Here is a 26,355-nt window from a genome sequence, read left to right on the forward strand (position 1 = left end):
TTTTTAAAAAAAGAAGAAAACCTAAAAAGCTCTAAGCAAGATGCTCAGAGCTTCACTAAATTTTTTTCATTTTTCGGACCTAACATTGTTATCTAAGTGTTTTTAATGCTCCGCTCCAAGCATTGACTTGGTCAAGCATCAAATTCACATTATCCAAATGTAAATCTTGTGGCTTCAATACCGATCCGTTTTCAAAATCAGTAAAGAGCGAGAGTGTTGGATGGGTACGCACATCTGCAATCATTAGTTCTCCCATGATTCCTCGTAAATGTTCTGCTGCTCGAGCCCCACCTGTTGAACCATAACTTACAATCCCAGCAGCTTTGTTATTCCATGCTTCGCGTGCAAGATCCAATGCATTTTTCAACGCTCCTGAAATACTATGATTGTATTCTGCGACAACGAATACAAAACCATCCAAGCTAGCAAGTTTGTCATTCCAAGCTGTAATTCCCGGCTCAGTTCCATCAGTTGTTCCCATGAATGGCAACTGGAATTCTGCGATATCGATAATTTCATAATTGGCATCTCCACGTTTGTCTGCAATTCCTTTTACCCATTCCCCTACTTGTGGGCTAACCCGACCTTCACGTGTACTCCCTAAAATAATTCCGATATTCATTGTATTCATTTTAACTTCCTCCTTGGATTGTTTATTAAATATTTTTGTGAAAATACTCATTTAATTGACACCAACCTATTCTTTCTTTTGTAAAGCGACCTACTTATACTTCTAGAAGGATTCGATTTCCTGAAGGATCGGATGTGATATAGTGATGGCCTTCTTCTATAACACTTCCGCCAATCCGCTTAATATCTTCAATGACTTGTATGCGCGTAGCTCCATCAGGCAATACGAGTGTAAAGGATTGTAGACCTACACTGTTTTGAGTCGGTCGCGGTGCTCCTTGCCCATTCCAAATGTTGACTCCTATATGGTGGTGGTATTTTCCTGAAGAGAGGAACAATGCCTGCTTACCGAAGCGGTTGACGACATCAAGTCCCAAGCCCTTCACATAGAACTCTTCTGTTTTCACCAATTCAGAAACATGTAAATGGATGTGTCCCATTACCGTTCCCTCCGGCATTCCTCGCCATGCCGAGTCAGAGCTCGATATTGCCAGCAAGTTTTCAAAATCAAGAGGATCTACGGTCATCGCTACTTCTTCCTCTTGCCAAACCCACTCAGAAGGAGAACGGTCAATATAGATTTCAATTCCGTTTCCATCTAAGTCATTAAGATACAGCGCTTCACTGACAAGGTGATCGGAAGATGCTAATGGAATACCTTGTTTGGATAAATGAATCACGAGATTCGCCAAATCTGCTCTCTCCGGTAATAAAATCGCAAAATGATACAACCCCGTAGTTTTACCCTGCTTGGGTACAACATTGTCCGGTTGCTCCAATGATAAAATGCTAGTCTTCCCATCCGCAGTAAGCTTTACGGACGAAGGAGTTTGCTCTAGGATACCGAAACCAAGAATGTCTTGGTAGAAGGATTTCGCCCGCTCCAAGTTTTCCACTTTAATTTGGACATGACCAACAAATGTTGTAGGTTTCGTATGGAAACTCATCATTACCCTCCTCTCTTTCTCGAATAAGAAGCATTTGATTGTCATTACAATCGATGCAACATTACTTTTTTATAAGTTGATTACCTTATGTAACTAACTATACATAAGGAATCAAATATCGTCAAGTACTTTAATTTCACTTTGTAATTTCTGTGTTTTCTATGGTATACTATATGGAAAGAGGTGTATATCCCATGAAACAATCCACGATTTGTCCAAAATTCGAAAAAGCCATCTCACTCCTTAGTCAAAGATGGACGGGTTTGGTAATCTACCAACTTCTAACAGGGACTCAACGGTTTAGCGAGATTCAGTCAGCTGTTGGAATTAGCGGCAAAGTCTTGTCAGATCGTTTGAAGGATCTGGAAAGCCAAGGTGTTGTTAAACGGGAAGTATTCCCTGAAACTCCTGTGATCATTGAATATTCCTTAACCGAAAAAGGTCACTCCTTGGAACCTGTGCTAAAAGAAATCGAAAACTGGTCGCACATCTGGGTATCTTCAGAAGATGACGGGTCCTGCGAAATTGACTAAAACTGACAAAGAGAGCTTGCTACATAGCAAGCTCTCTTTTTTATGGAAAGATCACTTTACACTTTATTGCTCAATTTATTCATTTTACCTCTACTCTTCTTCCCCCCATATGTCCTTCTGTCCAAGAAGACATCATTTAGTATTCGGCCCTATGCAGCTTGTGGCAAAAAAAGAGAACTAAGATTGCATTCGATAGTAGCAATCCCAGTTCTCCTATGTTTTATAAAATTTATTTTTTTAAAGTCGTGTTCCTTCTTAAATTCGTTCCTTTAAAATTCTTCTATTCCGGTGTTGCTTTAGAAAAATGTTTTTAAAAAAACACCACATAAACCATATTTCTCTTATAAATAGAAAGTAACCTTATCGACAAAAAGATTGATCAAAATGAATTCATATCCCATCTATTAAAGATTTGGTTTGATAAAAAAGTTTGATTACTTCCCATCTTTAAGTTCCAACACACGTCCCCGATCAACGAAAGAACATGGCATATATTATAAAGCCAATTATTAATAAAAGAATCATCAGTCCAGTGCCTTTCCAACCTAAGCCACCTACTAAATCAGAAAGTACGCTCCCGTGAACACTGCTAGCTGGATGCTTTAATTCCTTCTGCCTTAATCTTTCACGTCTTTCTTCAGGAGTTTCGTTATCTCTACTCATTTCATCACTCCTTAAATTTTCTTTAAGGTGCTTCAAATTGGCCCGATCGAGGCACAACTATTGCTTGCAAAAAAAGCACCTCATAGAGATGCTTTTTAACTGATTGTACTAAGATATAAGTCAAGAGAGTCTTCTACTTCATGTTCTCCTAGCGCTATAAAGTCACTATAATTTTCTGTTGTATGTGCTTTGTCGAGCGCTTCATAACAGGACAATCGATTTTCTACCTTTATAGTTACTGGAGGAAATCCATCTTTCATTACTTTCTTACCCTTAACTTAGCCAATAATTCAAATGATTGCTAATCCTTGTTAAAGAATTTAGCTCGATTGAAGGGTGACACGTATGCAATTATTGCCCCCGATTCCTAAATTTGATTCAGATTTTAAATACCCTGCATCTACTAAAGGCTTCCCCTCCTAATCAACCATAACAGTCAGTTACATTTAAAAAGTGTAGATGGAGACAAATAATATAAAAGCCGACCCAATGATAGAAACGATTGCATTTGTTGATCGTTTTGCTTTTAGTTCCCTAACCCCTATACTCAATATAAAAACTCCTAAGAAGAAAAACATATAGGACATAAACTCAAAGTTTTTAATTATTAGGCCATAACCAGCTAATGTAATAACAATAACTGATAAGACAACTCCTAATACTTTCAGCATTTTACTTCCTCCAAATCCCTAAAAAAGTTCTTGTTTAGCCATATGATTAAACTTTTTTTATTATATGGCTCGTTTAGACGCAGCTCATATTCCAAAAGTGCCCCCATTTATGGAATACTATTCTTTGAGTAATCCTTGGCTTTCAAATTCATATTTCTTTTTATAAAACCGAATTGCAAACCCGTACACAGTAAATAAAAGCAGCATTAATACCACCATACTATCTCTATATGACTCATAAGATATATTTGCAATGATGCGATGATAAAGCTCAAGTATCACCCAACCAACCGGAAAAATTGGAAGTGCGATTTTAGAAGATTTAGCTACTATATTTTGTGCTAAGTCACTCTTAGAACCCTCACCTTTAAAAAATTTAAAATTCGTAGCCAACGTAAATATGAAAAACGGAACCAACAACACCCCTATAAACATTATCAGCATTAATCAAATCCCCCTTAATATAAAAAATAAATATTTCGACATTTTTCAATGTATTAAGCTTAGCTATTATTACATTATTGCCCCCGATTGCTTGATTTGTAATTTAAGTACCAGCTAAACCTAAAATTAATTTAATCGCTTTTCGTGTTTTTTTACTCCATTTAAATCCCTCTCTTGAGTCTATAATCAAAACCGTTTTACCGATCCAGATCCTCAAGTAGAGGGAATGATATTTTATTGGTCCAACTATTCCTTTTTCCTCATATTCTGTTCCATCTGCTAACTCTGTTTCAGTCCTAACCAACCACGTATTACCTATCCCGAATTCAACAAACTTCAAAGAATCAACTCTCTTCATCTTCTCTTCAAAATGGCACGAATGTAGCCCCGCCCCTATTCATTAAATGCATCTATTTGCTTAACAATGTCAATTCATGAGTTATAGCCAAATGAGATTATAAATATCATTGAAATCAAAGATGCAACGATAAAAATTGTAGAAATTAAAATTATAATTACGGTTAAACTTTTAGGTATGTTAGTACGATTTTTCCAAGTAGCTATCAGCAGGAAAACACTCAGTAAAATTAGAATAAGAAAAAATGATAAGAAAGCAGAACGCTCTTTAATCATAACCCACAAATCCATTTCCTCTGCTCCTTTCCGATTGCGATATAGACGAAATCGCTTATAAAGGAATAGTCCCCGTTTCTGGAGTCTAAGTACATATGATTGCTCACCAATAAAAAGGATATAAAGCCGCTTTATGTTATTGGGTGAACGCCGCTGTTAGAAGAGAACATTAGAAAATTACATCTGCCGTCTTCATTCATTCTGGGCATTCGTTTCCTTAACAATTTGCTTTAAGTATCCTTCTGGAATGGGTTCAGTCATTAAGATATTCTTCCAAAATGATTGATTCTCTATCGTCGTAATTTCAAGTAACAGACTATTTTTTGAGCTAAGTTTGTATGGTTCATGTATAAAAATGTCAACTGTATCACCTTGGGCAAGTGTAAGGGGGAAAACCACTTCATCACCATCTTGCTTGAAGGAAATCGTTGCTACACTATCATAATGACCAATTAAATTAATCGTTACATCTTTCGGTGATGTATACGTATAGCGGAGTGTTTCCTCATCCTTAGTGACAACAGGAGTCTCGTCGTCTAGGATGAGAACGAGTATTGTTTCAATCGGAGGATAGTCTTCAAATGAAATTTGAATAGATAATGTACGTCCCTCTTGGGAAAGAAAATAAACAAGTTGATCATCTGTTAATTCAACTATATCTTCTCGCAGCTCATAGCCATTTTGTGCTGCTAATACTTGTGTAGAATTAGTCTTTCCGTCCCAATTGCCATCCGTACGTGGTGGATAGAAACCTATTGTGTCATGTGCAATTTCCATTAGATATGTATCATCATCGTGATCTACTATATAAGAAACTGCTAATGTTTTAGTTACTTCGTTAAATTGAGTGGACATAATAATAGGTTTTTCTAAACTTTCTTTTGGCCAAGTAAGGTATACACCCACAGCAATTATGGCTAATAAAATGATTATCCATTTCTTCATCTGTTTTAATTCCCCCCTATCGTTTTAGAAACACAAGTGTTTTTCTCAACAATTTTCATTCACTTTAACAGAAACATTTAATTATCTTCCCAAGCATTGTTAAACAATTTGGCCCTATTATGGCACAGCCCTTATGAATGAAACGCCCCGTTAGCAGAAATGAAAAAGACAGAATCATTTATTTTCATTATAAATTCCCCGCCTTAAATCAAAGAAACCAATTGTTCCACAGACTAAAACACCCAATCCTAAAACACCTGTAAGAATCCAGTTATTACCCCAGCCAGTGATTAAAACAATTAAACAAGTGAACGCAATAACTAAAGCTCCGTATTGCCCTCTCCATTTATCTAATTTTGAGGATTGTTCATTTTCTAAAGCAACCAACTCCAATCCTAAAGACATTTCTCAAACAAAATGGCCCGATTGTGATATTGCTTCTTTTTACTTCCCTAGATTTCTCCACCGAATATAGCAAAAAGGAATACAACATATAAAACAACCTGTTATTGATTTAAAAAGTCATTTGCTTACGACTTTTAGGAATAGCTCCGAATTTAGCGAATAAAAGAACCGCTAAGAATACAAAGCAACTAAAACCAGTGTTATTACTTGTTAGTATATTTGACTGGATAATACGCATCGCAACTAAAACGTTTAACATATAAGAAATTAGAACCCCCCCAAATGACAAACACGTTATATAATTGCCGATTAACGTCCTTCTGTAATTTGATCCCGCTGTTTTATTAGCTTTTCGGATAGTCAAAGTATGTTGAATTTGTCTAACAAAACCATAAGTGAAGCCTGTAATTAAAAATACAACTACTACATAACCAATTATTTCATCTAGCATTAATTCACCCTCTCCACTTTGAGTTTACACCAGTTACTTTTATGAGAATTTTCTTCTGGTATAAAATAGTCTAATGCTCAAAGAAGGCAAATTTCTTCTTCATGAATTGCCCCCAATTAAGGAATTAATCTTGAGCGTAATGTCTTTTAATTCTTCTATAAAAAAATATATACACCAAAGAAACTACTATGCCGATAATTCCTAATATGTTCACCGCCGTTGTGGAATAAGAACTAACCATAATAATCGCGATAAACAATAGTACTAAGAGAACTTGGGTAGCTCTAAATAACTTTTTCATTACCTCTCCCCCTCTTGTATGCATGCTTTATAATAACTACACTCCGTTGCTTGGAGCGGAAGACGGACGACTCCGAAGGGATCAGCGTGCGCCTTGAGACCCCGCAGGGAGCGTTTTTTGCGACCGAGGAGGCTCAAGCCACGCCCCTCGGAAAGCGTTCCGTCTGGAGCGCAAAGCAACAACTTGTATGCTAGATAGTGGCCAGATTGCTGAACTTTGTAACTCTTGAGTTCTACATATTAATTAAATCGCATCAAACCATTTATAAATCATCTAACCTTATTCGAATTGATCACTATTTATTTTGAGTCCACAAACTCTCTTTCATAGCCGCGACAAGACAATTAGTTCTTAAAAAACTCATTAAAATGCTCTGGGTTTAAATTCTCCAATTCCAATTCCAGCTCATACCACTTCGTCGTTGCCTCATCCATCTGTCCAATTGACAATGGGATATTTTCTTTTTGAATTTGCTCCTTCACTCTCTGAGACTGTTCTAAATTATAGGTTGAAAGATCTGTTCGTTTAAAAGAAACCTGATCTCCATTCGATTGCTTAAATTCAAACCTCCAAGCAAATATCGGTTCCTTTGAATATTTGTTAGCGACTCTTTTCAGAACATATGGAGTAATCTCCACGCTATCCACCGATGCCCAATCTACGGTCTGTTGCTTCCCCCACCACGTGGACACAACAATTCCCTCTTCCTCATGGATCGCCTGATAATCATTCCAAGTGATAAACAGAAATGTAACAGTGAGGACAAACAGGCTTAGGATGAATCCCGTCAACGGTTTTCCTCCGTGGGTCCAACCAAACAGGATTTTAGGCATAATCGAAAGAACCAATACAATTAGTAAAAGAGTTCCGATTAAACCGATAGCGGAAGAAGAAGTTGGTTGAAACCAGAGAAATCCTTCACGTGCAAAGGTTTCGTTTTTCAGCTTGGAGTAGTTATTCAACACTAGGAAAATCGAAGGTATCAAAAATGCGACTTGCACAAAAATCGCAGTGAATTTCACCAAAATCTGTTTAGTTAAGGAATGACCGATTCGAAGCCATTGCCCAACCATGAAAAGTGGAAACGCGAGCAAGATGAACAGGAATAAGTAGAAAACCCCATCCGTGAATAGGAGTCCTGTACAGGTAATTCCAAATATTATTCCGGAAGCTATGAGCAAAATCCCTATCCCTTTTTTCAACAGCGTCCTCACCCCTTTTCTTACGTTTCATACTTCTCTTACGGATTATCTCTTTCGAAAGTTTCAAATTCCTCCTGGGTATCAGTTTTTCATCCAACAAAAAAGAGTGCCTTCACGGCACCCTTTTGACATCCGATTATACTATTTTTTTCACCTTCACCCGATACGACAAACACTCATGTAACGGCACCCGATCATGATACCGCCATTCTTCAAAATCCATCGCCCCGCCCGGAAAAATGCCGACGATTCTCAAACTGGCCTGTTCACACAGTTCACTAATTTCCTCTAGAGAATAACAGCGTAGGGACTGCGTTACTTTTTCCTCGGGATGATCGGTATGCCACCAACTGTCGACCATGCGATGTGCTTCTTCATCATAATGATAAACACGACGTGCTGCGTCCACCGTCATCTCCCTACCATCCACCTGCTGCCAGTACCTTGGCTGATAGATGTCGATCAAACCACAGCCGTCCTCCTTCATCCACTTTCGAATCCGATTCAAGAGTCGAAGCTGGTCCTCGTCTGAACCAATTCCAAAACCGTCAAAGTAGCTCACAACGTCAAAAACTTCAGGCAGTTCAAACGTATAGAAATCTCCGCAATGACTTGTCACCCGTCCATTGGAGCGCTCTTTTGCAAATTCCACAAGCTTTGGGACAAGCTCAAGGGTTGTCATCTCTATTCCTTGTTCTGCCAAAGCTTTTGCCATATCTCCTCTACCCGCACCAATATCGAGCATCTCGCTAAATGGCTTCCCAACTTGCTCTTTCACTTCCTGCGCTAATTCGTTAATAGCATCTTCCATATCCAATTCCTGATTCATCCACTCAAATTGCTTTCGATAAAAGGGTTCAACCCATGATTGTGTCATTTAGATTCCTCCTGTATTTTTTTCGTTTACAGAGAAGAATTCAAGTACAATAGTGTCATGGTCAACCCTCCTTTTACTAGTTAAGGATGATTATACAGTATTTTCTGATTAAATTCTATATCGTTCTGATGTCCATAGAAATCATACTAACGGCGTCTTCAAATAAAACAATCCGCCATTAATAATTTCAACTCGGATAGTTGTTTCATACTGTTCCTCAATCGCTTTTTTCTCCATTGCATAACTTTCAGGCACATCCTCTACTCCCGTGTAAAAGTAATCCAGTACTCGTAAATCTCTGACTTGGCGTTGCTTCGCTTCATCCACCCAAGTATGATCATCCTGATTCACAACGTTTTCCATTACCTCTTCAAGGCGATTTAAGGCGCGCATTGGCGGTATATTATAAGGTAAATAGTACGTATTCGCGGATACCGATGGCGCTAAATCTAGTTTGCGGACAGACTCTTGAAACCCATCAATGACTGCACCATTCATTAAATTCATCCCTAACGAATAGAGCATTTCTTTAGTCCGGTCACTGGAATACGTGATTTTATAATTCACTCCGAGCCATGGCGTTAGCGTGACCTGGGTCGCCTGATTTTGACCAGGTTTCTCATACATTTGAACAAAGGCTCCTTGTTCTTTCGTCACTTGAAACAGCTGATGAAGTCTTGGTGAGCCAAAGTGGATTCGCTCTCCTGCCAACGAGGCTGAGAACTGACTCGGATTTGTGATCAATGTAAGCTTAGCCGGATTCGGTTCTACACCTCCACTTTCAACATAACTCCAGTAATACGGGCGATTCATAATGCGTTTATCCATGTCGATCGTTAACTGAACCGTCATATGATCATAGCTTTCGTCAAGTACCCTACATTTGTTTTCATGGAAAAACCGCTGGATGTACTGATGAATTTCTTGCTGGCGCATAGATAACCTCCATTCACAAAACTACTCAAGAGATAGACCTCTTGCCATCTGTTAAGATATGATCCAATTCCCCGACAACTTTTTCAAACACACCAATCTTCCGTTCCAGCAATTCCACCATTTTGTCTTCTACTGACTGTTGGATTGCTAAGTTATAAATGTGTACATCCTCTGTTTGTCCAAGTCTGTGAACACGGCCAATCCGCTGCTCCAGCTTCATAGGATTCCATGGTAAGTCATAGTTAATAACATGATGACAAAACTGTAGGTTAATCCCTTCACTTCCCGATTCGGTTGCGATCAGCACTTGTGCATTGTTTTGGAATAACTGTTTCATCCACTCTCGTTTGTTTTTACTGAACTTCCCATTAAACAGGACACTTGTAATACCTTTCGCATGCAAAACCGCTTGTAAATAGGCTTGTGTTGCACGATATTCTGTGAAAATGATGACTTTATCATCAGCTTTTTGAATGAGCTCCAAAGCTTTTTTCGCCTTAGAATGGATGTCTAGTTCCGTCAGCTTCAACAATATCTCTTCTATCTGGAATCGAACTTCTGGTTGGACCGTTGTTTGATGTAATTTCTCTAATGTCAACACCGCAGCCAGCTGACTACTGCACATTTCCCGCTGAAGGGTGAGCAACGTAAACGAATCTGAAACTGGTAACTTCGAAATCATCGAATAGATAACTCGTTCTTGTTCCGTAAAGTCTAGCGGCATAATTTGTACAAGACGATTCGTCCATTCAATCCCTGTCTCGTGTCTAATGTTCCGTACCATTACTTGTTGGATCAATTCCTTCAAAAATTCATCTTCTTCTACATGATGCTTACTCGCAGAAAACACACTTTGGAAAGTTTCTAAGTTTCCTAAATGGCCGGGCTTCAGCAGAGAGATCAAGTTAAACAGTTCGAACACATCATTCTGAATCGGGGTTGCCGTTAGCAATAAGCAAAACTTTTTCTTCAATTGTTGAACGAACTCATAGTTTTTTGTTTTAGGATTCTTGAGTTTGTGGGCTTCGTCGATAATAACCAAATCGTACTCTTGTTGATAAATCATCTCTTTATGGGGACTCCGCTTCGCCATGTCGATACTCGTCACAACAATTGGGCAGTGATCTAGATTGTATTTTTTATTGTAAGCAATCGCAGGAATATGGAACTTCTGATTCAACTCGGCAATCCATTGATTTGTTAAAGATGCCGGTGCTAGTATAAGAGCTTTTTTCACGAGACCACGTATGAGGTATTCTTTTAAAACGAGCCCTGCTTCAATCGTTTTTCCAAGTCCCACTTCATCCGCTAAAATGGCTTTCCCATTCATCCGCTCAATAACTGTCTCTGCAGCCTCCAATTGGTGTGCATACGGCGTGAGATTCGGTAAATGTTTTGGCGATTGGAGACCGTGAAATTCTGGAATCACTTTCGCTCTTTCCATGTCATAACACATTTGATAGAGCGTCCAATTATCCCATTCTTTGCGATTCTCGAGACGTTCTGTAAATCCATCTTTCCATTCTGTTGACCGCTCAATTCGCATACGTATCCCCTCATTCAATAATTTCTTTTAAATTAGCATGCCCAAAGAATAGTATTTTTATGTATAGAGCAGTTGTCTATCCTAGTATAAAAAAGAAGAGCCTGACGATTCCTCATCTGACTCCTCACTTTATATTCTTAATAGGTGTTTCTTAATACGATATTTAATCGTCTATTCTAGATTTCAATCACAAATACCAGGATCATCGGTCTTCTTTTCGTTCTTTCAAACAGTAGCGTTTCTACAGATTTCTTGATTTGTTGTCTCATAACGGCCCCATCGCTGCCATTGATTGTCTTGAATCTGTCAACTGTCGTTTTGACCGATTCATTCACTTCTTCTATCAATTCTTGTGCATCTGGTTTGTAAACAAAACCTCTCGAAATTGTATCGGGTTCAGTTAGGAGCCTGCCCGTCTCTTTACTTACAGTAATCAGAATCACGAGCATACCTTCTTCTGAAAGTAGTCTTCGATCGCGTAGCACGATATTTCCTACATCCCCAACTCCTAAACCATCGACAAAGACCCTACCAGCTCGGACTTTACGTGTTTGACGTGCGGTTTGACCGTCAAAATCCACTACATCTCCATTGTTGACAATGAAGATGTTTTCTCGTTCCACCCCCACCGATTCAGCCAATTGTCTGTGTTTGTGAAGCATTCTGTACTCGCCATGGATGGGGATGAAGTATTTAGGTTTCATGAGTGTCAGCATGAGCTTCAGTTCTTCCTGACGAGCATGCCCGGATACATGCATCCCTTCTTCAGAACCATAGATCACGTTAGCTTTCAAAAGGAATAACTGATCAATGATCCGTGAAACATTCTTTTCGTTACCTGGAATTGGAGACGATGCTAAGATGACCGTGTCTTCAGGAAGCACTTCTGTATGCCTTGAGTTCGAACTGGCTAAACGGGATAACGCAGCGAGCGGTTCCCCTTGGCTCCCCGTACAAAGAACAGCAACATGTTGAGGGTCCATTTTCTTGATTTCATAAGGCTCGATAATCATGCCTACAGGGATCGTTAGATGGCGAAGCTCCGAAGCAACTTTCACGACATTCAACATACTCCTTCCTAATAACACTAACTTACGATTCGTTTTCTGCGCTGCATCGATCACTTGCTGAACACGGTGGACATTCGATGCAAATGTCGAGATGATGACTTTTCTATGTGCATTTCGAAAAGCTTCTTCAATATGGGATCCGACCGCCATTTCAGAAGGATTAAAACCAGGACGCTCTGCATTCGTACTCTCTGAAAGCAACACTAATACACCCTTGTCCCCGATTCTCGCCATCTTATGGATGTCGGGTGGCTCGTTATTCACTGGAGTTAGGTCAAATTTAAAGTCACCTGTATGGACGACAACCCCTACTGGTGTATTGAATACCACACCTACACAATCAGGAATACTATGATTTGTTCTGAAAAACGTAATGTTCACACTGCCAAACGACAAATCGGAAGTATCGTCAATCAGATGCATTTCCGTAGATCGTAGCAGCCCATGTTCTTTCAATTTGATTTCTATCAGTCCTAGCGTCAGATCAGTTGCATACACAGGAAGATTCATCTGTTTCAAGAAGTAAGGAATTCCTCCAATATGATCTTCATGACCATGGGTAATAATTAATGCTCTAACATTGTCTTTGTTATCCTTTAAGTAAGAAATATCTTGGATGATCAAATCAATACCAAGTAAACTCTCGTCAGGAAATTTTGATCCACAATCAATGACGAAGATATCATCTTCATATTGCACAACATACATGTTTTTCCCGATTTCATTGATTCCACCTAAAGCAAAGATAGATAATCCCTTTTCAAATGTAGTCATCTTCGATCCGCTCCCTATACCAATTGAATATGGCTAGTATGCGCTTGTATGTCCAAATTTATGAATTCTTATATGCAGCTATTCTGGAGCTCAAAAATACAAAACTCTGTTCCACAACATCCCAGATGCCAAGAATTAAGAACAGTGGTACTATAGGAAAGTTCATAAGCGAAATGCTTGCGGATGCATGAAATGTAGGAGGTTTAGTTATGGAAGATAAAAGTACGTTGCGGCTTGTACTCGCTGGAATCCTTCTTGGTATTTTAATGTCGGCGATGGATAATACGATTGTCGCTACAGCATTAGGTTCGATTTTAGGAGATTTGGGCGGCGTCGACAGTTATGTATGGATCACGTCAGCATATGCAGTTGCTGTTCTTGCGGGGATGCCGATTTTCGGTAAGCTCTCAGATATGTTTGGAAGGAAACGTTTTTTCATATTTGGTATTATCGTATTCATGGTTGGATCTGCTCTTTGTGGCGTGGCACAATCCGTTCCACAGTTAGCAGTCTTTCGTGCAATTCAAGGAATCGGTGGTGGTGCGCTTTTACCGATCGCATTCACAATTGTGTTTGATGTGTTCCCACCTGAAAAACGCGGAAAAATGACAGGTCTCTTAGGTGCTGTTTTCGGCGCATCCAGCGTCATCGGACCGTTACTTGGTGCTTGGATCACGGAATCCATTAGTTGGCATTGGGTATTCTATGTCAATATCCCAATTGGGTTAGTGTCCTTATTACTCATCGCCCGTTTTTATAAAGAAACTACTAAACCGGTCAAACAGACAATCGATTGGCTCGGAGCAATTTCACTTGTCACTGCGGTGGTCAGTCTCATGTTCGGACTTGAATTCGGTGGTAAAGAATTTGCTTGGTCTTCTTGGCAAAGCATCGCACTGTTCAGCATTTTTGCGATCTTTTTCATTGTGTTCATCTGGGCGGAGACTCGAGCAAAAGAGCCAATCATTTCGTTCTGGATGTTTAAAAACCGTCTGTTTGCCTCTTCTCAAGTGCTTGCCTTTCTTTATGGTGCTACATTCATTTGTTTGACAATCTTCATCCCTATTTTCGTCCAAGCGGTATATGGAGGGTCTGCAACAAACGCAGGAATTGTATTAATGCCCATGCTGATTGGTACTGTTGTAGGGAGTGCACTTGGTGGAATTCTTCAAACGAAGACATCTTATCGTAGAATCATGGTCATTTCAGTCATTGCCTATTCAATCGGAATGATCCTGATGAGCACAATCACTCCAGATACGTCACGTACAATGTTGTCTATTTACATGATCTTTGTCGGATTCGGTGTAGGTTTTTCCTTTTCTTTGCTGCCAGCGGCTTCAGTTCACAAAATGGATTTCAAATATCGCGGTTCTGCCAACTCAACAAACTCATTTTTCCGTTCGTTCGGACTGGCACTCGGAATTACGATTTTCGGTGCAATTCAAACGAAGCTGTTAGCAAGTGGACTCACTTCAGGTTTTGAAAAAATGCCGGGTAACAATGCAGGTGGCATCGAATCGATTGGAAATATCCAAAACGTCTTCCTACCTGAAACACGCAAAACGATTCCACCTAATATTCTAGAGGTGATTACAAACGCCATGTCCGCTTCGATCTCGACGACATTTTTATGGGCGCTCATTCCTGTGGCCATTTCGATCATCGCCGTGTTCTATATGGGACCTGAGCGTTTAATCCCTAAAAAGGAATCAGAAAAATAAGTAGTAAAGAGGCATCGACAAGGTTAACGTCGATGCCTCTTTTCAATGAGTCTCCTCATTCTTTGAAACTGGAAGTTTTCGTTTTACTTGTTTCAGCGTTGCGACAATTAGAAAACTAACAATCACGAGCAGTAACCAAGAACTCACTTTTCCTAGATGAACCAGACTCCATGCATCCGTCTGATTTGGGTATTGCCAAGCACCAAAAAAAGTAGCAATATTCTCTGCAACCCATATGAAAAATCCAATGAGTGTAAAGGAGAGTACAATCGGCATTCGATATCGGCTTCCATTCACTTCATAGGTCACCCACGAACGCCAAAATACAACTAGTACTAGTCCAGATAGCCACCAACGAATGTCGATCCAGAAATGGTGTACAAAGAAATTTAAGTAAATTGTAGCTGCAAGAGGAACTACCAATAGGAACGGTGGCCACTTTACTAGCTGAACATCCAGCCGTCTCCACGCCTGGCACAAATAACTCGCAACACTGGCATACATAAATCCACTATAAAGAGGGACTCCGAGAATTTTCATATACCCTTCTTCAGGATAAGACCAGGACCCCATATTCACTTTAAAAATCTCCAACGCAAGTCCAATAAGGTGAAACAATGTAATCACTTTGAGTTCATCCTTCGTTTCAAGTCCAGAGTGAACCATCCACCATTGCATGAGTAAGAAAATGAGGAGCAACCAATCATACCTAGGTAGTAATGGAAGAGGGATGACTTGTGTCAATGCCAATGAACCAAAAATGACAACGGGAAAGACGCAAGACAATGCTTGCTCCCTCCCAAAGTAAATCAGTTGCGTCAGGTATCTTTTTAGCCGACCTAAATAACTCGCATCAGGAGACGTGACCTCTTCCCATCCCCTAGCCATCTTGCCGCCCCTGATCACCTTGATATTCTAGAATGTCGCCTGGCTGACAATCCAGCGCCTTACAAATCCCTTCTAACGTTGAAAACCGAACCGCTTTTGCCTTACCATTTTTTAAAATGGACAGATTCGCCATTGTGATGCCCACTTTCTCGGACAACTCTGTAACACTCATCTTCCTTTTTGCGAGCATGACATCGATATTAATAATAATTGACATAGCATTCACCTCAGACCGTCAAGTCATTTTCAGATTTTATGTCGATTGCGTTCTGTAACAATTTCTGCAGGACTGCCGCAAAAACAGCGATGACAACGCAGCCAAAAATAATTCCCAAGCCAATTACGATGATTCCTGGCGCATCATCTGCATCTCCCATCATGAAAAGCAGCGGCATGAATAACACGTAGATCGTTCCTATCGAGACCGCGCACAGTTTAATTTTTTTCAACACGCTGACCGAAGCCTCCGAAAATGCTGTGTTCCTGTCAATGTAAGTTAAAAGTTTCATCGTCTGATAAAGGGCCACAAAGTAAATGAGTGCCCCTGCATACAGACCCACTAAAAAAGGATACTGCAAGAACGACCATTTTGGAGCAAGTTCTGCAAAGAATTCTGCAATCTGTGGTACTACAAAGATACAGAGAGCAAGAATAGGTAATGCCATAATCACAAGTGTAACCTTTAAAAATAACGTTTCTCGTTTCATCAAATACACCTCATTTTGTGTAGTATAGAAATAATATTACCATCTAATTTATCGATTATCAATAAATTATTACTGATTATTAATATACTATTACCCATTTAGACGATGATGAGTGAAAAAAGCTCCTCAATTCTTGAAATAGAAGAGTGGCCATTTTATTATGTACGTTTTGTTTCATAGACAAGTTAACAAAAAAACAGCCGGAAGATTCTCCGACTGTTTTCTCTACTTATTTAAACACGGTTGCCGCTTTAACAGCTTTTTGCCATCCGCTATACAGCTGATCTCGTTCTTCTTGCTCCATGGTCGGTTCGAAAGGCCGATCTAGTGACCAATGAGCAGCGATTTCAGAACAATCTTTCCAGAAACCGACCGCAAGTCCTGCTAAATACGCAGCTCCAAGCGCTGTTGTTTCGTTAATGGAAGGACGCTCAACTGGTACATTCAATAGATCTGACTGGAACTGCATAAGGAGATTATTCTCGACTGCTCCGCCATCTACTCGCAACGTTTTCAATGAAATCCCTGAATCAATTTCCATGACATCCAAGACGTCCTTGGTTTGGTATGCAAGTGACTCTAATGTTGCACGAACGAAATGCTCTTTTGTCGTGCCGCGTGTTAAACCAAATACAGCACCGCGCACATCGCTATCCCAATATGGAGTTCCAAGACCGACAAAAGCAGGTACAACATATACACCGTCTGCCGATTCTACCCTCGAAGCGTACTGTTCACTGTCTGAAGAGTGGCGGAACATGCGTAGTCCATCACGCAGCCATTGGATGGCAGAACCTGCAACGAAAATACTTCCTTCTAAGGCATATTGAACTTTTCCATCAATGCCCCAAGCAATTGTCGTTAACAGTCCATGATCTGATTTCACCGCTTTGTCTCCTGTATTCATCAACATGAAGCAGCCGGTACCATATGTGTTTTTTACCATTCCAGTTTCAAAGCACGCTTGTCCGAACAAAGCCGCCTGCTGATCTCCTGCGATTCCCGCAATAGGGACTGCATGCCCGAAAAATTGTTCGGGATCTGCATGCGTATAGATTTCTGATGATGGGCGGACATCAGGCAGCATTGAAGCCGGAACACCTAGAATTTCTAAAAGCTCTTCATCCCATTTCAATTCGTGAATATTGTACATTAACGTTCTGGATGCATTCGAATAATCCGTTACGTGCGTCGTTCCTCCAGACAGTTTCCAAACAATCCACGTATCAATTGTTCCGAATAACAGGTCCCCATTTTCGGCTTTCTCCCGAGCTCCCTCTACATTGTCTAAAATCCATTTCACTTTAGTCCCAGAGAAATAGGCATCAATGAGCAATCCGGTCTTTTCTCTGAATAGTTCGTTGTAACCGCTTTCTTTCAGTTCTTCACATATTGCTGCCGTTTGGCGTGATTGCCAGACGATTGCGTTGTAAATTGGATTGCCCGTATTCTTATCCCATACAACTGTTGTTTCCCGTTGGTTCGTTATACCAATGCCTTCAATTTGTTCTGCTGAAATATTCTTCTCGGACAGAACCCCAGCAATTACGGATAGAATAGAGCTCCAAATTCCATCTGCGTTGTGTTCAACCCAACCTGATTTAGGAAAATGCTGTGTGAATTCTTGTTGTGCAGAGTGAAAAATCTTACCCTTTTTATCAAATAAAATAGCTCTTGAACTCGTAGTCCCTTGGTCTAACGCCATAATATACTTTTCAGTCATTCTCGCTTCCTCCTATACTTTCAATCCTTAGAATTTGTTAGTCCTTGCATGACTTGTTGTAGGTTCGACACTCTCTGAACTCATCTCTTTCCGAATTGAGTATTGAGCGGCTACCAACAATGCTAGCACAATTGCACCTACAATCCAGAATGCAAGACTATTTTCTCCAATGAAAAATTGCTTATAAAATAGGGCGCCCATCGTTCCTCCTAAAATCGGGCCAACTACTGGAATCCATGAATAACGCCAGCCGGATGATCCTTTTTTAGGGATTGGTAAGAAAAAGTGTGCAATCCGAGGTCCGAGATCACGTGCGGGGTTAATGGCATACCCTGTCGTACCTCCAAGTGATAACCCGATAGCGATGATCAAGGCACCGACAATGAGGGGATTGAGTCCTTCTGTGAATTCGTTGGCACCGATTGATAATAATCCGAGTAACAAAATGAACGCACCGATTACTTCACTTGTCAAGTTGGAAAGTGGATGACGTATCGCTGGGGTTGTTGCAAAAACATCCCGTTTTGCGACTGGATCTTCTGTTTCTTTCCAATGCGGCAAGTATTGAAAATAGACGAGGACAGCTCCAAGAATCGCCCCAATCATCTGTGCAAGTATATATGTTGGCACATCCGCCCAAGGGAAATCACCGATTGCTGCAAAGCCAATCGTCACCGCCGGATTCAAGTGTGCACCACTAGTTTGGCCAACTGCATAGACGCCAAGAGCAACTGCTAGTCCCCAACCAACTGTGACTACAATCCAACCCGAGCCTTCTGCTTTCGATTTCTTCAGCGCAACACCACCGACAACACCGCCACCAAACAAAACCAAAATCATCGTTCCGATTAACTCTCCTGCAAATGGAGTCATCCAATTCTCCCCCTACTCATATTTAATGACATGGATCATTGAGTTAAGCACAAAAAAAAGTCCACAATTAAAATCTTGCTGGACGCAAGAAATTAACTGTGGACTCCTCAACTCAACCACGTTTTATGAACTTGTCCACAATTATAGAGCGGTTTCATTGGTCTGTCAAACACTAGATTCAGAAAGTTCTCTTTTTCTCAAATGACTTCCATAACTCACGGTCGGAGGTGGTGACTGCAACAGCCCCTGCAGCTAGCGCATCTTCAATATGCTTTTCCGTACGAATGAGCCCTCCGTTAATTATCGGAATTCCCGTGCGCTTGTAAACTTCTTCAATCAGTTCAGGAATCACACCTGGCAACATTTCTATGAAGTCCGGTGCGGTTTGTTCTATCAAAGAATAACTTTTTTCCAACGCAATCGTATCGAGTAAAAACATACGTTGTATCGCAAGGATATGTTTTGCCTTCGCTTTCATAATGATATTGGAACGAGTGGAAATAATACCTGCAGGCCTAATATCATTGCACAAAAAGTCTGCAGCAAAGTTATCTGTTTTCAGTCCTTGGATAAGATCGGCATGGATGATTAACTTCTTGCCTCTCTTATCTGCTTCCAGTTTCACGGTTTTCAAATTGCTAATGTGCACTTCTAGTAACACGACATATTCGAATGGGCTGTCCAACAGCCTTTCAAACTGCTTTAAAGTGCGTGCAGCCGGTAAAATTTTTTGATTGTGAAAAGGCATTTGTTGATAACTCCTGTCTATCAGTATAGGTTCATACTATCGTATTCAGACAACTGAAGTCGCTTTACTCATCTCATCTTCCAATTCTTTTTCATAACGTTGCCGCTCCATAGCCGACCAGTTGAAGATTTTTGCCATCTCGTCGAGAACGTCTTGTTCTGCATCCACAACGTTTTTCATATTGAAAAATAGATCACCCGTCCGTCGAATGAAGAAGTCTGTCGGTTTTACGGTCATTTCCTTTTCAATAGCATAGCGCAATTTCACGTACAAAATCCGTGGCAATGATTGGTTTTCATCATATGGAATCGTAAAGACTTCATCGACATTGGTGCCATATAATGATGCTAAGTGTCTGCTTTCTCTTTCTGTAAATCCTAGCAACTGTCCTCGCTTAACTGCTTGCTCCATATACCGCATATAATTCGCAGACCCACCAAAATCGCCGCCAGAGATTGGAATCTTTTTCGTACTGCATCGTCTGAACGTCAATCCTTTTTCTTGTTGAAGAAGCTGTGCAATCTTGTTCACAACAGTCTCCGCCATTTTTCGATAGCCCGTCAGTTTCCCACCCGCAATGGTGATTAACCCACGTTCCGACTCCCAAATCTCATCTTTTCTCGAAATCTCAGAAGGATTTTTCCCATCTTCATGGATAAGCGGTCTTACGCCTGCCCAACTCGATTCCACATCTTTTTCGGACACTGAGACTTCTGGGAACATGTAGTGGATGGCATCTAAAATATACGTACGATCTTCTTCAGTAATTTGCATTTCTTTTGGATCCCCATCAAAAAACGTATCCGTTGTCCCGACATATGCTTTCCCATCCCGTGGTACCGCAAAAATCATGCGCTTATCGGGTGTGTCAAAGTAAATTGCTTGATGCAATGGAAATACACTTTGGTCGAACACTAAGTGTATTCCTTTTGAAAGGATAAGTTGTTTTCCATTGGAATGCCCGTCAATTGCTTTCACTTCATCTACCCATGGACCTGCAGCGTTGATCACTTTCGATGCATGAACGGTTGTTACGTCTCCCGTCAGCATATCTCGAACTTGCACCCCTTCGATTTTGTTGGATTCGTCATATAGAAACGATTCCGCTTTTGCATAGTTAACAAGCGTCGCGCCTTTTGAAGCAGCCGCTTTTGCAACTTCAATTGTGAGGCGTGCATCGTCTGTACGGTACTCGACGTAATATCCACTTCCTTGAAGTCCCTCTCTCTTAATAAGCGGGGCTTTTTGGATCGTCTGGTCAAGAGTCAACATCTTTCTTCGTTCAGAGCGCTTCACTCCTGCTAAAAAGTCATACACTTTCAGTCCAAGGGCAGTTGAATACGGTCCAAACGTTCCTCCTTTATGGAATGGTAGTAGCATCCATTCCGGGGTTGTCACATGCGGTCCATTCTCATAAACGATAGCACGTTCTTTTCCAAGCTCCGCCACTTCTTTGATTTCAAATTGTTTCAAATATCGCAGTCCTCCGTGCACTAACTTTGTAGAACGGCTCGATGTACCAGATGCAAAGTCTTGCATTTCAACAAGCGCCGTTTTCATACCACGTGCTGCTGCATCTAAGGCAATTCCAGCTCCTGTAATTCCCCCACCGATCACGACTACGTCAAAGTGTTCTCTATTCAACTGGCTGAATACTTCGTTTCGATTCAATGCAGAAAATGTTGTCATGTGTCTCGTCTCCTCTTTGTATACGAGTTCAAAAAACAAAAAAGAGACCCCAAGAAAATAATCGCATTGTTTGCAATCATTTCTTGAGGTCTCTCAGTAGCTCAAACCCGATATATTAACTTGTTGACTAGTATACCACAGTCAAAAAAAATTACAAAACATCTAATTTGAACATTCCCAAGCCGTGACATTGCGAGTCTGTCAGACTTAGGCAGTTGCATTTTTCCTCTTCAAACTAAGCAGTCGAATCAATACGATGGCTAGCAGTAGGAAGAATGTGATAAGCCCGATAACGCCAATCCAGCCGAAGTGTGACCAGAAAAAACCGCCTCCTGTTCCGCCAACGCTTGAACCAAAATAATAGAAAAATAAATATAAAGAAGAAGCTTGGGCTTTGTCATGTTTCGCGCGATGGCTCACCCAACCGCTCGCAATCGAATGACTGCCGATGAATCCAAATGTAAAGACTACAATCCCTGCAATCTTTAAAATCAGACTGACATTCAGTGTAATGAGTGCACCAGTCAACATGAGGACTGTACCGATAAACAGGATATTTCTACGGCCATACTCATTTGCCAACTTTCCAAACCACGTCGAGCTAACAGTCCCGACCAAATAGACGATGAAAATCCAACCGACAATCGTCGTACTTAACGAATAAGGTGGCGCTAGCAATTTAAAACCAATGTAATTGTATAGCATGACAAAACTTGCCATAAGAAAGAATCCGATACCATACAAGTTCAGCATGGCAGGATCCTTCAAATGAGAGACTAATGATTTCCAAAGATTTTTAAGCTGAAGCTCACGTGCAACGAAATGGTTTGAACTTGGCAATGCGACAACAAAGTATGCACTGATCATCAAACTCAACACTCCGATGACGATCATACCAATTTGCCAGCTATACAGGTCTGTCAACGTTCCCATCATGACGCGTCCCGCTAAGCCCCCAACAGAGTTCCCACTAATATAGAGTCCCATCGCGACGCCAAGGTCTTTCGGATGCATTTCTTCTCCTAAGTACGCCATCGCAATAGCAGGTAGCCCCGCGAAAGTAATCCCTTGAACAATTCGCAGTCCTAGTAGTACTTCAAATGTTGGGGAAAACGCTAAGGCAAGCGTTAAAATAGATGACGCAAAAATTGAAATCGTCATTAACCGTTTTCTTCCCCACGCTTCCGATAAAGAACTCACTATCACCAGACTAATTGCCAACGCAAACGTCGTGACGGATAATGACAAACTTGCAAACGCTGGAGATATATTAAATTCCTTCGAGAATTCCGGCAGAAGTGGTTGTGTAATATAGAGGTTCGCGAATGTAATGAACCCTGCTGCAAATAAAGCCCAATTCGTATGTTTATACTCTCGAGAACCTCTTTGGATATACTCCATTTATTATCTCCTCAACTCCTAAAATGCTTATAAGCTCTTACTATTTTAAGTATAGACCTTAAAAACCAGCATGATAAAAAAATTTGCTTACTAGAGAAAACGAGCTTGTAATACGTCTCCCGTAGGCACCTCTCCAATAATGAATATAAACTTTTAGTTAACGTATTCCCCGTTTTCCCCTTCTCTCGTTTATACTAGGAAAGCGGCGATTATAGAATGTACGTTCCAATCGTTTGTATCGAAACAAATCGTTTTCAAAACTAACAGCTAAAGAGGGTTTCAGATGAAAGGAAGTTCACATTTAGGAATTGGCATTGCCGTTGGCGCAATCGCCGGGTACATCACACAACCAGACCTCATGACCGTCGCGATCTGCGCAGGTATTGGCGGAGTATCTGGCGTTGCACCAGATTTAGATACTAATGGCCTTGCAAGCAATCGCATCACATTGTCGAAAAAAGTGAGTAAGGTACTCATGGAAGTTGCCGGTATCGGGATTTTACTTATGCTCATTTATCAGGTTATGACTCAAGGAATGAGCCGTGAAATTTACATATACGCAGGGATTGGCCTTGTTCTCCTGATTGTCTCACGGGTTATTACCCAAAGACGGATGCTGACGATTACAGGCGTTCTAGTCATGTTGCTTGGATTTGTATTGGATAAATCCATCGGTATTTTACTTGCAGGAAGTTATATTATTTTTGCTTCATTTTTGCCACATCGGTCTTATACGCATTCACTTATCGGCGTTGTGTTTTATGCGTTCATTTTAAAGTATCTCTATATGGAATGGCCAATTGATGGATTAGTCTTAGCAGGATTGGCAGGTTATATCAGTCATTTAGTGGCGGACATGAAAGTGTTGCCTGTGAATCGCAGAGGTGTGAAATGGTTTGCACCATTGTGGAAGCAAGAGTTTTAATTGGTCATAAAAAAAACGAGTATCCGTGAATCGGGATACTCGTTTTTTGATCTATACTTTCGTCAAACTGAAGATATAAACTTCTTAATTGTTCGATAGTAAATCCAGTATTGACCTGCTGCAAGTAGTAAAACCCCTACAGTCATCCACATCTTACCAATCGGAAGCATTAAATAGACAACCGCCATTATAGGTAACTCCCAAGCAAAATACGTGTACACTTTTTTGGTCGCCTGTTTGGTTACATCTTGAAACAGCTCATCATCTTCTAAATACTCTTGTGGCTTATAGGTTGTCATTGAAATCTTTTGTTTAGGCATTCTTTCATTGTGTTTCTTGATGTTGTAAAAAAACAGGATCAAATAAAGGAAGACTATCACCATCATTACATTCAGCAAGATGCCTGAATTCCCACTAATGCTAAATTCAAATCCAAATCCGCCATCTGAAAAAGTATTCACTGTAGCAGCATAGCCGACTAGTAAGACAAATCCCATAATAATAAAAATCCCAGCCATTTGCCAAAGTGGATAGGTGATTCGCATATCATTCTTCATGTTCTTCCTCCCCTTCCAACCAAAAGATTTCATTGATATCACAGTCAAGCGCCTTTGCCAGTTTCAATGACAGTGTGACAGAAGGTGAAAACTCACCTTTTTCGATGAACCCAATCGTCTGTCTTGTGACACCGACTTGCTTTGCCAATTCTATTTGCGTGAAGCTGTAACGCGCTCGCAGCTCCTTTAACCGATTTTTCAGCATCACGACACCTCTTCACTCTAATGTACACTATTCTTAACATAATGCATAGTATTCTTAACATCTTATTTCTATTACATGCAAAAACACTCAAATTGTCAGGGCAATTGAGTGTTTTCATGTGAAATGTTATCTAATTATTTTCGAACCTTCAGTACCCACCAAATGAGCACAATTTGCAACGGCAGACGAATCCATAATGCCGCTGGAGACAAATCGAAATTCTCAGGGTTCAGCGCCATATAGATGTTGACCGGGAACACAAGCACTAAAAAGATGGCGATTAACACGCCCGCTCGTTCACGTGTTTGCTTTAGGAATAATCCCAGTGCTAGCAAGATTTCCATGACACCTGAAATGTATACAATCTCTGGTCGGAACGGTACCCATTCTGGCATGGCCATGATGAAAAATGAATCCAATAAGAAGTGGCCAACTCCCGCAGCGGCGAAGAACAGACAAAAAGCGTATAATGCGATTTTCTTCATTGAAAAGACTCCTAACTTGGGGGCGAATGAGTTTGTTAAATGATTCTCCCATATGCACGGCCCAGGACTGGATTGTGCTCATAAATCTCTGTTTTCGCTCATAAACTCGGATTTGTGCTCATAAATCTCGAATTCCGCTCATAAACTTGGGTTTGTGCTCATAAACCACGGATTCCGCTCATAAACTTGGATTTGTGCTCACAAATCTTGAATCCCGCTCATAAAGCTCCCACAATCAAAGCGGTAGCATGCTGATTAACCAAAATTCAATTCAATTACTGTAACAAATCCCCTACTACTTTTATTCCCCTACCCTAAACAGTTCCCTATCCATGTTTTCCGGAAACGTTTTCGTAACGGTAACAGTGAAGACCGGTCCACTGGTAAACGTCACATATATGTTTTCTAATTTAATCACTATTGAGGTTAAAAATTCTTTTTCTTCATCTTTGTAACCATACACAAGCACTCGTTGAACAAGTGTATTTTCCAGTTGAATCGAAGAACTTACAATTAACGGCTCTCGAAATCTTTCAACTCGTTGGAAATGGGAAAGTGTATCAGCATCATGAGTCTCGTCAATCAGCAATTGATCATCGCCATCCTCCGTTTCTGTCCATGACAGAACCCAGTATAACGGCCTCCCGGAATCTATTGGGGATTGAAAACAAAGTACGGGTTCTGCGCATTGATATTCCCACCCATCTCCTCGTTGATAAGCTGTAAGCTGATTAACTAGAATCGTTTTTAAGTCCATTCCAATAATTGATTGCAGACTTGCTTCCATCACTCCAGCACTCCTCTTTAAAAATCTCCTTTGTTTGTAATTCTAGGTAAAACGATTACTCCCCAATCACCTCTTATATGGTGACAATCATTACATTCATCGTGGTTTCCCACCAGCAACCAATCAGTCCAACTCAACAACTAGCCTTAACGGAATTCCAAAGTATGTGTACTCAATATTCACGGTTTGAATCGGTAACTCGTTCTTCACGGTCACACCATAAATCAAATCCTGTTTAGTAACTGTCCCCTCGTCCTGTTTGGCATACGTTTTTGTAGGAGATGTTCCCTTTTTTATAGAAACACCTTTTAAATCACGGACTCCACATCCATTTAGCTCTTCTGTTCGATAATCGTCAGTAAGCGTGAATCCTGATATTGCATCACACGTTTGAACTTTCGTTTCAGTTGGTACTGCTTCCTCCACATTTACAGTTACATTTACAAGTTGAATCGTACTCAGCCCACGGTTCCCGACTCCCACAAGATACAATGTCTGATCCAAGTTTGAAGCGATTGTTCCTGTCTCTAATGGCGGATACATCTTAAGAAAAGTATAGATTCCCGCAATCAGGATGAATACGCTCAATAAAGGTATCCATAGTTTTTTACTCAT

31 protein-coding genes are annotated in these 26,355 nt (G+C 40.5%); 3 read left to right on the forward strand and 28 right to left on the reverse strand.

Annotated features, from left to right (window positions below; translation table 11 throughout):
- Positions 1-88: 88 nt before the first annotated feature.
- Complete coding sequence (locus ACR65F_RS07965; protein WP_369795227.1) at positions 89-631, reverse strand: NADPH-dependent FMN reductase; 543 nt, start codon at positions 629-631, stop codon at positions 89-91.
- A gap of 94 nt (positions 632-725) precedes the next feature.
- Positions 726-1,577 (reverse strand): VOC family protein, encoded by an 852-nt coding sequence (locus ACR65F_RS07970; protein WP_039043614.1) that lies wholly within the window; start codon positions 1,575-1,577, stop codon positions 726-728.
- Between the two features lie 194 nt (positions 1,578-1,771).
- On the opposite strand from ACR65F_RS07970, the gene ACR65F_RS07975 reads away from it, so the two are divergent.
- On the forward strand, positions 1,772-2,110 hold the full coding sequence (locus ACR65F_RS07975; protein ID WP_039043615.1) for a winged helix-turn-helix transcriptional regulator: 339 nt from the start codon (positions 1,772-1,774) through the stop codon (positions 2,108-2,110).
- Between the two features lie 471 nt (positions 2,111-2,581).
- Here the strand turns inward: ACR65F_RS07975 and ACR65F_RS07980 are convergent, their stop codons facing one another.
- The 13 genes from ACR65F_RS07980 to ACR65F_RS08040 all read right to left on the reverse strand — a co-directional run bounded on the left by ACR65F_RS07980 (position 2,582) and on the right by ACR65F_RS08040 (position 13,028).
- On the reverse strand, positions 2,582-2,773 hold the full coding sequence (locus tag ACR65F_RS07980) for a DUF6366 family protein (protein ID WP_440503959.1): 192 nt from the start codon (positions 2,771-2,773) through the stop codon (positions 2,582-2,584).
- Positions 2,774-3,219: 446 nt separating this feature from the next.
- Complete coding sequence (locus ACR65F_RS07985; RefSeq protein ID WP_440503960.1) at positions 3,220-3,444, reverse strand: DUF3953 domain-containing protein; 225 nt, start codon at positions 3,442-3,444, stop codon at positions 3,220-3,222.
- 117 nt (positions 3,445-3,561) lie between these two features.
- The gene (locus ACR65F_RS07990) at positions 3,562-3,888 is read right to left on the reverse strand and encodes a hypothetical protein (protein WP_125102156.1); all 327 of its coding nucleotides are present in this window, start codon (positions 3,886-3,888) and stop codon (positions 3,562-3,564) included.
- A 103-nt stretch (positions 3,889-3,991) separates the two neighbouring features.
- A complete protein-coding gene (locus tag ACR65F_RS07995) occupies positions 3,992-4,228 on the reverse strand; it encodes a DUF3977 family protein (protein WP_125102157.1) in 237 nt (78 codons plus the stop codon).
- 485 nt (positions 4,229-4,713) lie between these two features.
- Positions 4,714-5,466, reverse strand: a complete 753-nt coding sequence (locus tag ACR65F_RS08000) for a hypothetical protein (protein WP_440503962.1) — start codon at positions 5,464-5,466, stop codon at positions 4,714-4,716.
- Between the two features lie 174 nt (positions 5,467-5,640).
- The gene (locus tag ACR65F_RS08005; RefSeq protein WP_440503963.1) at positions 5,641-5,853 is read right to left on the reverse strand and encodes a hypothetical protein; all 213 of its coding nucleotides are present in this window, start codon (positions 5,851-5,853) and stop codon (positions 5,641-5,643) included.
- A 127-nt stretch (positions 5,854-5,980) separates the two neighbouring features.
- The gene (locus ACR65F_RS08010; protein ID WP_440503964.1) at positions 5,981-6,322 is read right to left on the reverse strand and encodes a hypothetical protein; all 342 of its coding nucleotides are present in this window, start codon (positions 6,320-6,322) and stop codon (positions 5,981-5,983) included.
- Between the two features lie 124 nt (positions 6,323-6,446).
- A complete protein-coding gene (locus tag ACR65F_RS08015) occupies positions 6,447-6,623 on the reverse strand; it encodes a hypothetical protein (protein WP_185736917.1) in 177 nt (58 codons plus the stop codon).
- Positions 6,624-6,967: 344 nt separating this feature from the next.
- On the reverse strand, positions 6,968-7,825 hold the full coding sequence (locus tag ACR65F_RS08020; RefSeq protein ID WP_440503966.1) for a hypothetical protein: 858 nt from the start codon (positions 7,823-7,825) through the stop codon (positions 6,968-6,970).
- 136 nt (positions 7,826-7,961) lie between these two features.
- Positions 7,962-8,702, reverse strand: coding sequence for a class I SAM-dependent methyltransferase (locus ACR65F_RS08025; RefSeq protein ID WP_125102160.1), 741 nt, complete (start codon positions 8,700-8,702; stop codon positions 7,962-7,964).
- A 141-nt stretch (positions 8,703-8,843) separates the two neighbouring features.
- The gene (locus tag ACR65F_RS08030; protein ID WP_440503968.1) at positions 8,844-9,638 is read right to left on the reverse strand and encodes a YqhG family protein; all 795 of its coding nucleotides are present in this window, start codon (positions 9,636-9,638) and stop codon (positions 8,844-8,846) included.
- A 25-nt stretch (positions 9,639-9,663) separates the two neighbouring features.
- Positions 9,664-11,184 (reverse strand): DEAD/DEAH box helicase, encoded by a 1,521-nt coding sequence (locus ACR65F_RS08035; protein ID WP_125102162.1) that lies wholly within the window; start codon positions 11,182-11,184, stop codon positions 9,664-9,666.
- Between the two features lie 176 nt (positions 11,185-11,360).
- The gene (locus ACR65F_RS08040; RefSeq protein WP_440503970.1) at positions 11,361-13,028 is read right to left on the reverse strand and encodes a ribonuclease J; all 1,668 of its coding nucleotides are present in this window, start codon (positions 13,026-13,028) and stop codon (positions 11,361-11,363) included.
- Between the two features lie 209 nt (positions 13,029-13,237).
- Here ACR65F_RS08040 and ACR65F_RS08045 point away from each other — a divergent pair, with 209 nt between their 5' ends.
- Positions 13,238-14,752 (forward strand): MDR family MFS transporter, encoded by a 1,515-nt coding sequence (locus tag ACR65F_RS08045; RefSeq protein ID WP_039043625.1) that lies wholly within the window; start codon positions 13,238-13,240, stop codon positions 14,750-14,752.
- Between the two features lie 42 nt (positions 14,753-14,794).
- Here the strand turns inward: ACR65F_RS08045 and ACR65F_RS08050 are convergent, their stop codons facing one another.
- From ACR65F_RS08050 to ACR65F_RS08085, 8 genes are all read right to left on the reverse strand, one after another.
- Entirely contained in the window at positions 14,795-15,640 is an 846-nt protein-coding gene (locus ACR65F_RS08050) for a DUF817 domain-containing protein (RefSeq protein ID WP_440503972.1), read from the reverse strand.
- On the reverse strand, positions 15,633-15,857 hold the full coding sequence (locus ACR65F_RS08055; RefSeq protein ID WP_039043626.1) for a helix-turn-helix domain-containing protein: 225 nt from the start codon (positions 15,855-15,857) through the stop codon (positions 15,633-15,635). Before ACR65F_RS08055 ends, ACR65F_RS08050 begins: the two co-directional genes overlap by 8 nt.
- A gap of 10 nt (positions 15,858-15,867) precedes the next feature.
- Positions 15,868-16,347, reverse strand: a complete 480-nt coding sequence (locus tag ACR65F_RS08060; RefSeq protein ID WP_440503973.1) for a DUF2975 domain-containing protein — start codon at positions 16,345-16,347, stop codon at positions 15,868-15,870.
- Positions 16,348-16,576: 229 nt separating this feature from the next.
- Positions 16,577-18,070, reverse strand: coding sequence for a glycerol kinase GlpK (glpK, locus tag ACR65F_RS08065; RefSeq protein ID WP_440503975.1), 1,494 nt, complete (start codon positions 18,068-18,070; stop codon positions 16,577-16,579).
- A gap of 27 nt (positions 18,071-18,097) precedes the next feature.
- A complete protein-coding gene (locus ACR65F_RS08070) occupies positions 18,098-18,943 on the reverse strand; it encodes an MIP/aquaporin family protein (RefSeq protein WP_440503977.1) in 846 nt (281 codons plus the stop codon).
- Positions 18,944-19,121: 178 nt separating this feature from the next.
- A complete protein-coding gene (locus tag ACR65F_RS08075; RefSeq protein WP_440503979.1) occupies positions 19,122-19,691 on the reverse strand; it encodes a glycerol-3-phosphate responsive antiterminator in 570 nt (189 codons plus the stop codon).
- 45 nt (positions 19,692-19,736) lie between these two features.
- A complete protein-coding gene (locus ACR65F_RS08080) occupies positions 19,737-21,380 on the reverse strand; it encodes a glycerol-3-phosphate dehydrogenase/oxidase (protein WP_440503980.1) in 1,644 nt (547 codons plus the stop codon).
- Positions 21,381-21,587: 207 nt separating this feature from the next.
- Complete coding sequence (locus ACR65F_RS08085; protein ID WP_440503981.1) at positions 21,588-22,781, reverse strand: MFS transporter; 1,194 nt, start codon at positions 22,779-22,781, stop codon at positions 21,588-21,590.
- A 283-nt stretch (positions 22,782-23,064) separates the two neighbouring features.
- On the opposite strand from ACR65F_RS08085, the gene ACR65F_RS08090 reads away from it, so the two are divergent.
- Positions 23,065-23,706 (forward strand): metal-dependent hydrolase, encoded by a 642-nt coding sequence (locus ACR65F_RS08090; RefSeq protein WP_440503982.1) that lies wholly within the window; start codon positions 23,065-23,067, stop codon positions 23,704-23,706.
- Between the two features lie 62 nt (positions 23,707-23,768).
- Here ACR65F_RS08090 and ACR65F_RS08095 read toward each other — a convergent pair whose 3' ends face one another.
- From ACR65F_RS08095 to ACR65F_RS08115, 5 genes are all read right to left on the reverse strand, one after another.
- A complete protein-coding gene (locus tag ACR65F_RS08095) occupies positions 23,769-24,263 on the reverse strand; it encodes a hypothetical protein (RefSeq protein ID WP_440503984.1) in 495 nt (164 codons plus the stop codon).
- Positions 24,253-24,468: a helix-turn-helix transcriptional regulator gene (locus ACR65F_RS08100; RefSeq protein WP_025783974.1), complete on the reverse strand. Its 216-nt coding sequence runs from the start codon at positions 24,466-24,468 to the stop codon at positions 24,253-24,255. Before ACR65F_RS08100 ends, ACR65F_RS08095 begins: the two co-directional genes overlap by 11 nt.
- A 134-nt stretch (positions 24,469-24,602) precedes the next feature.
- Entirely contained in the window at positions 24,603-24,953 is a 351-nt protein-coding gene (locus tag ACR65F_RS08105; RefSeq protein ID WP_039043635.1) for a DoxX family protein, read from the reverse strand.
- Positions 24,954-25,254: 301 nt separating this feature from the next.
- A complete protein-coding gene (locus ACR65F_RS08110; RefSeq protein ID WP_125102175.1) occupies positions 25,255-25,740 on the reverse strand; it encodes a hypothetical protein in 486 nt (161 codons plus the stop codon).
- Positions 25,741-25,863: 123 nt separating this feature from the next.
- Positions 25,864-26,355: a hypothetical protein gene (locus tag ACR65F_RS08115; protein WP_125102176.1), complete on the reverse strand. Its 492-nt coding sequence runs from the start codon at positions 26,353-26,355 to the stop codon at positions 25,864-25,866.

This window comes from Sporosarcina sp. SAFN-010 (assembly GCF_059415065.1).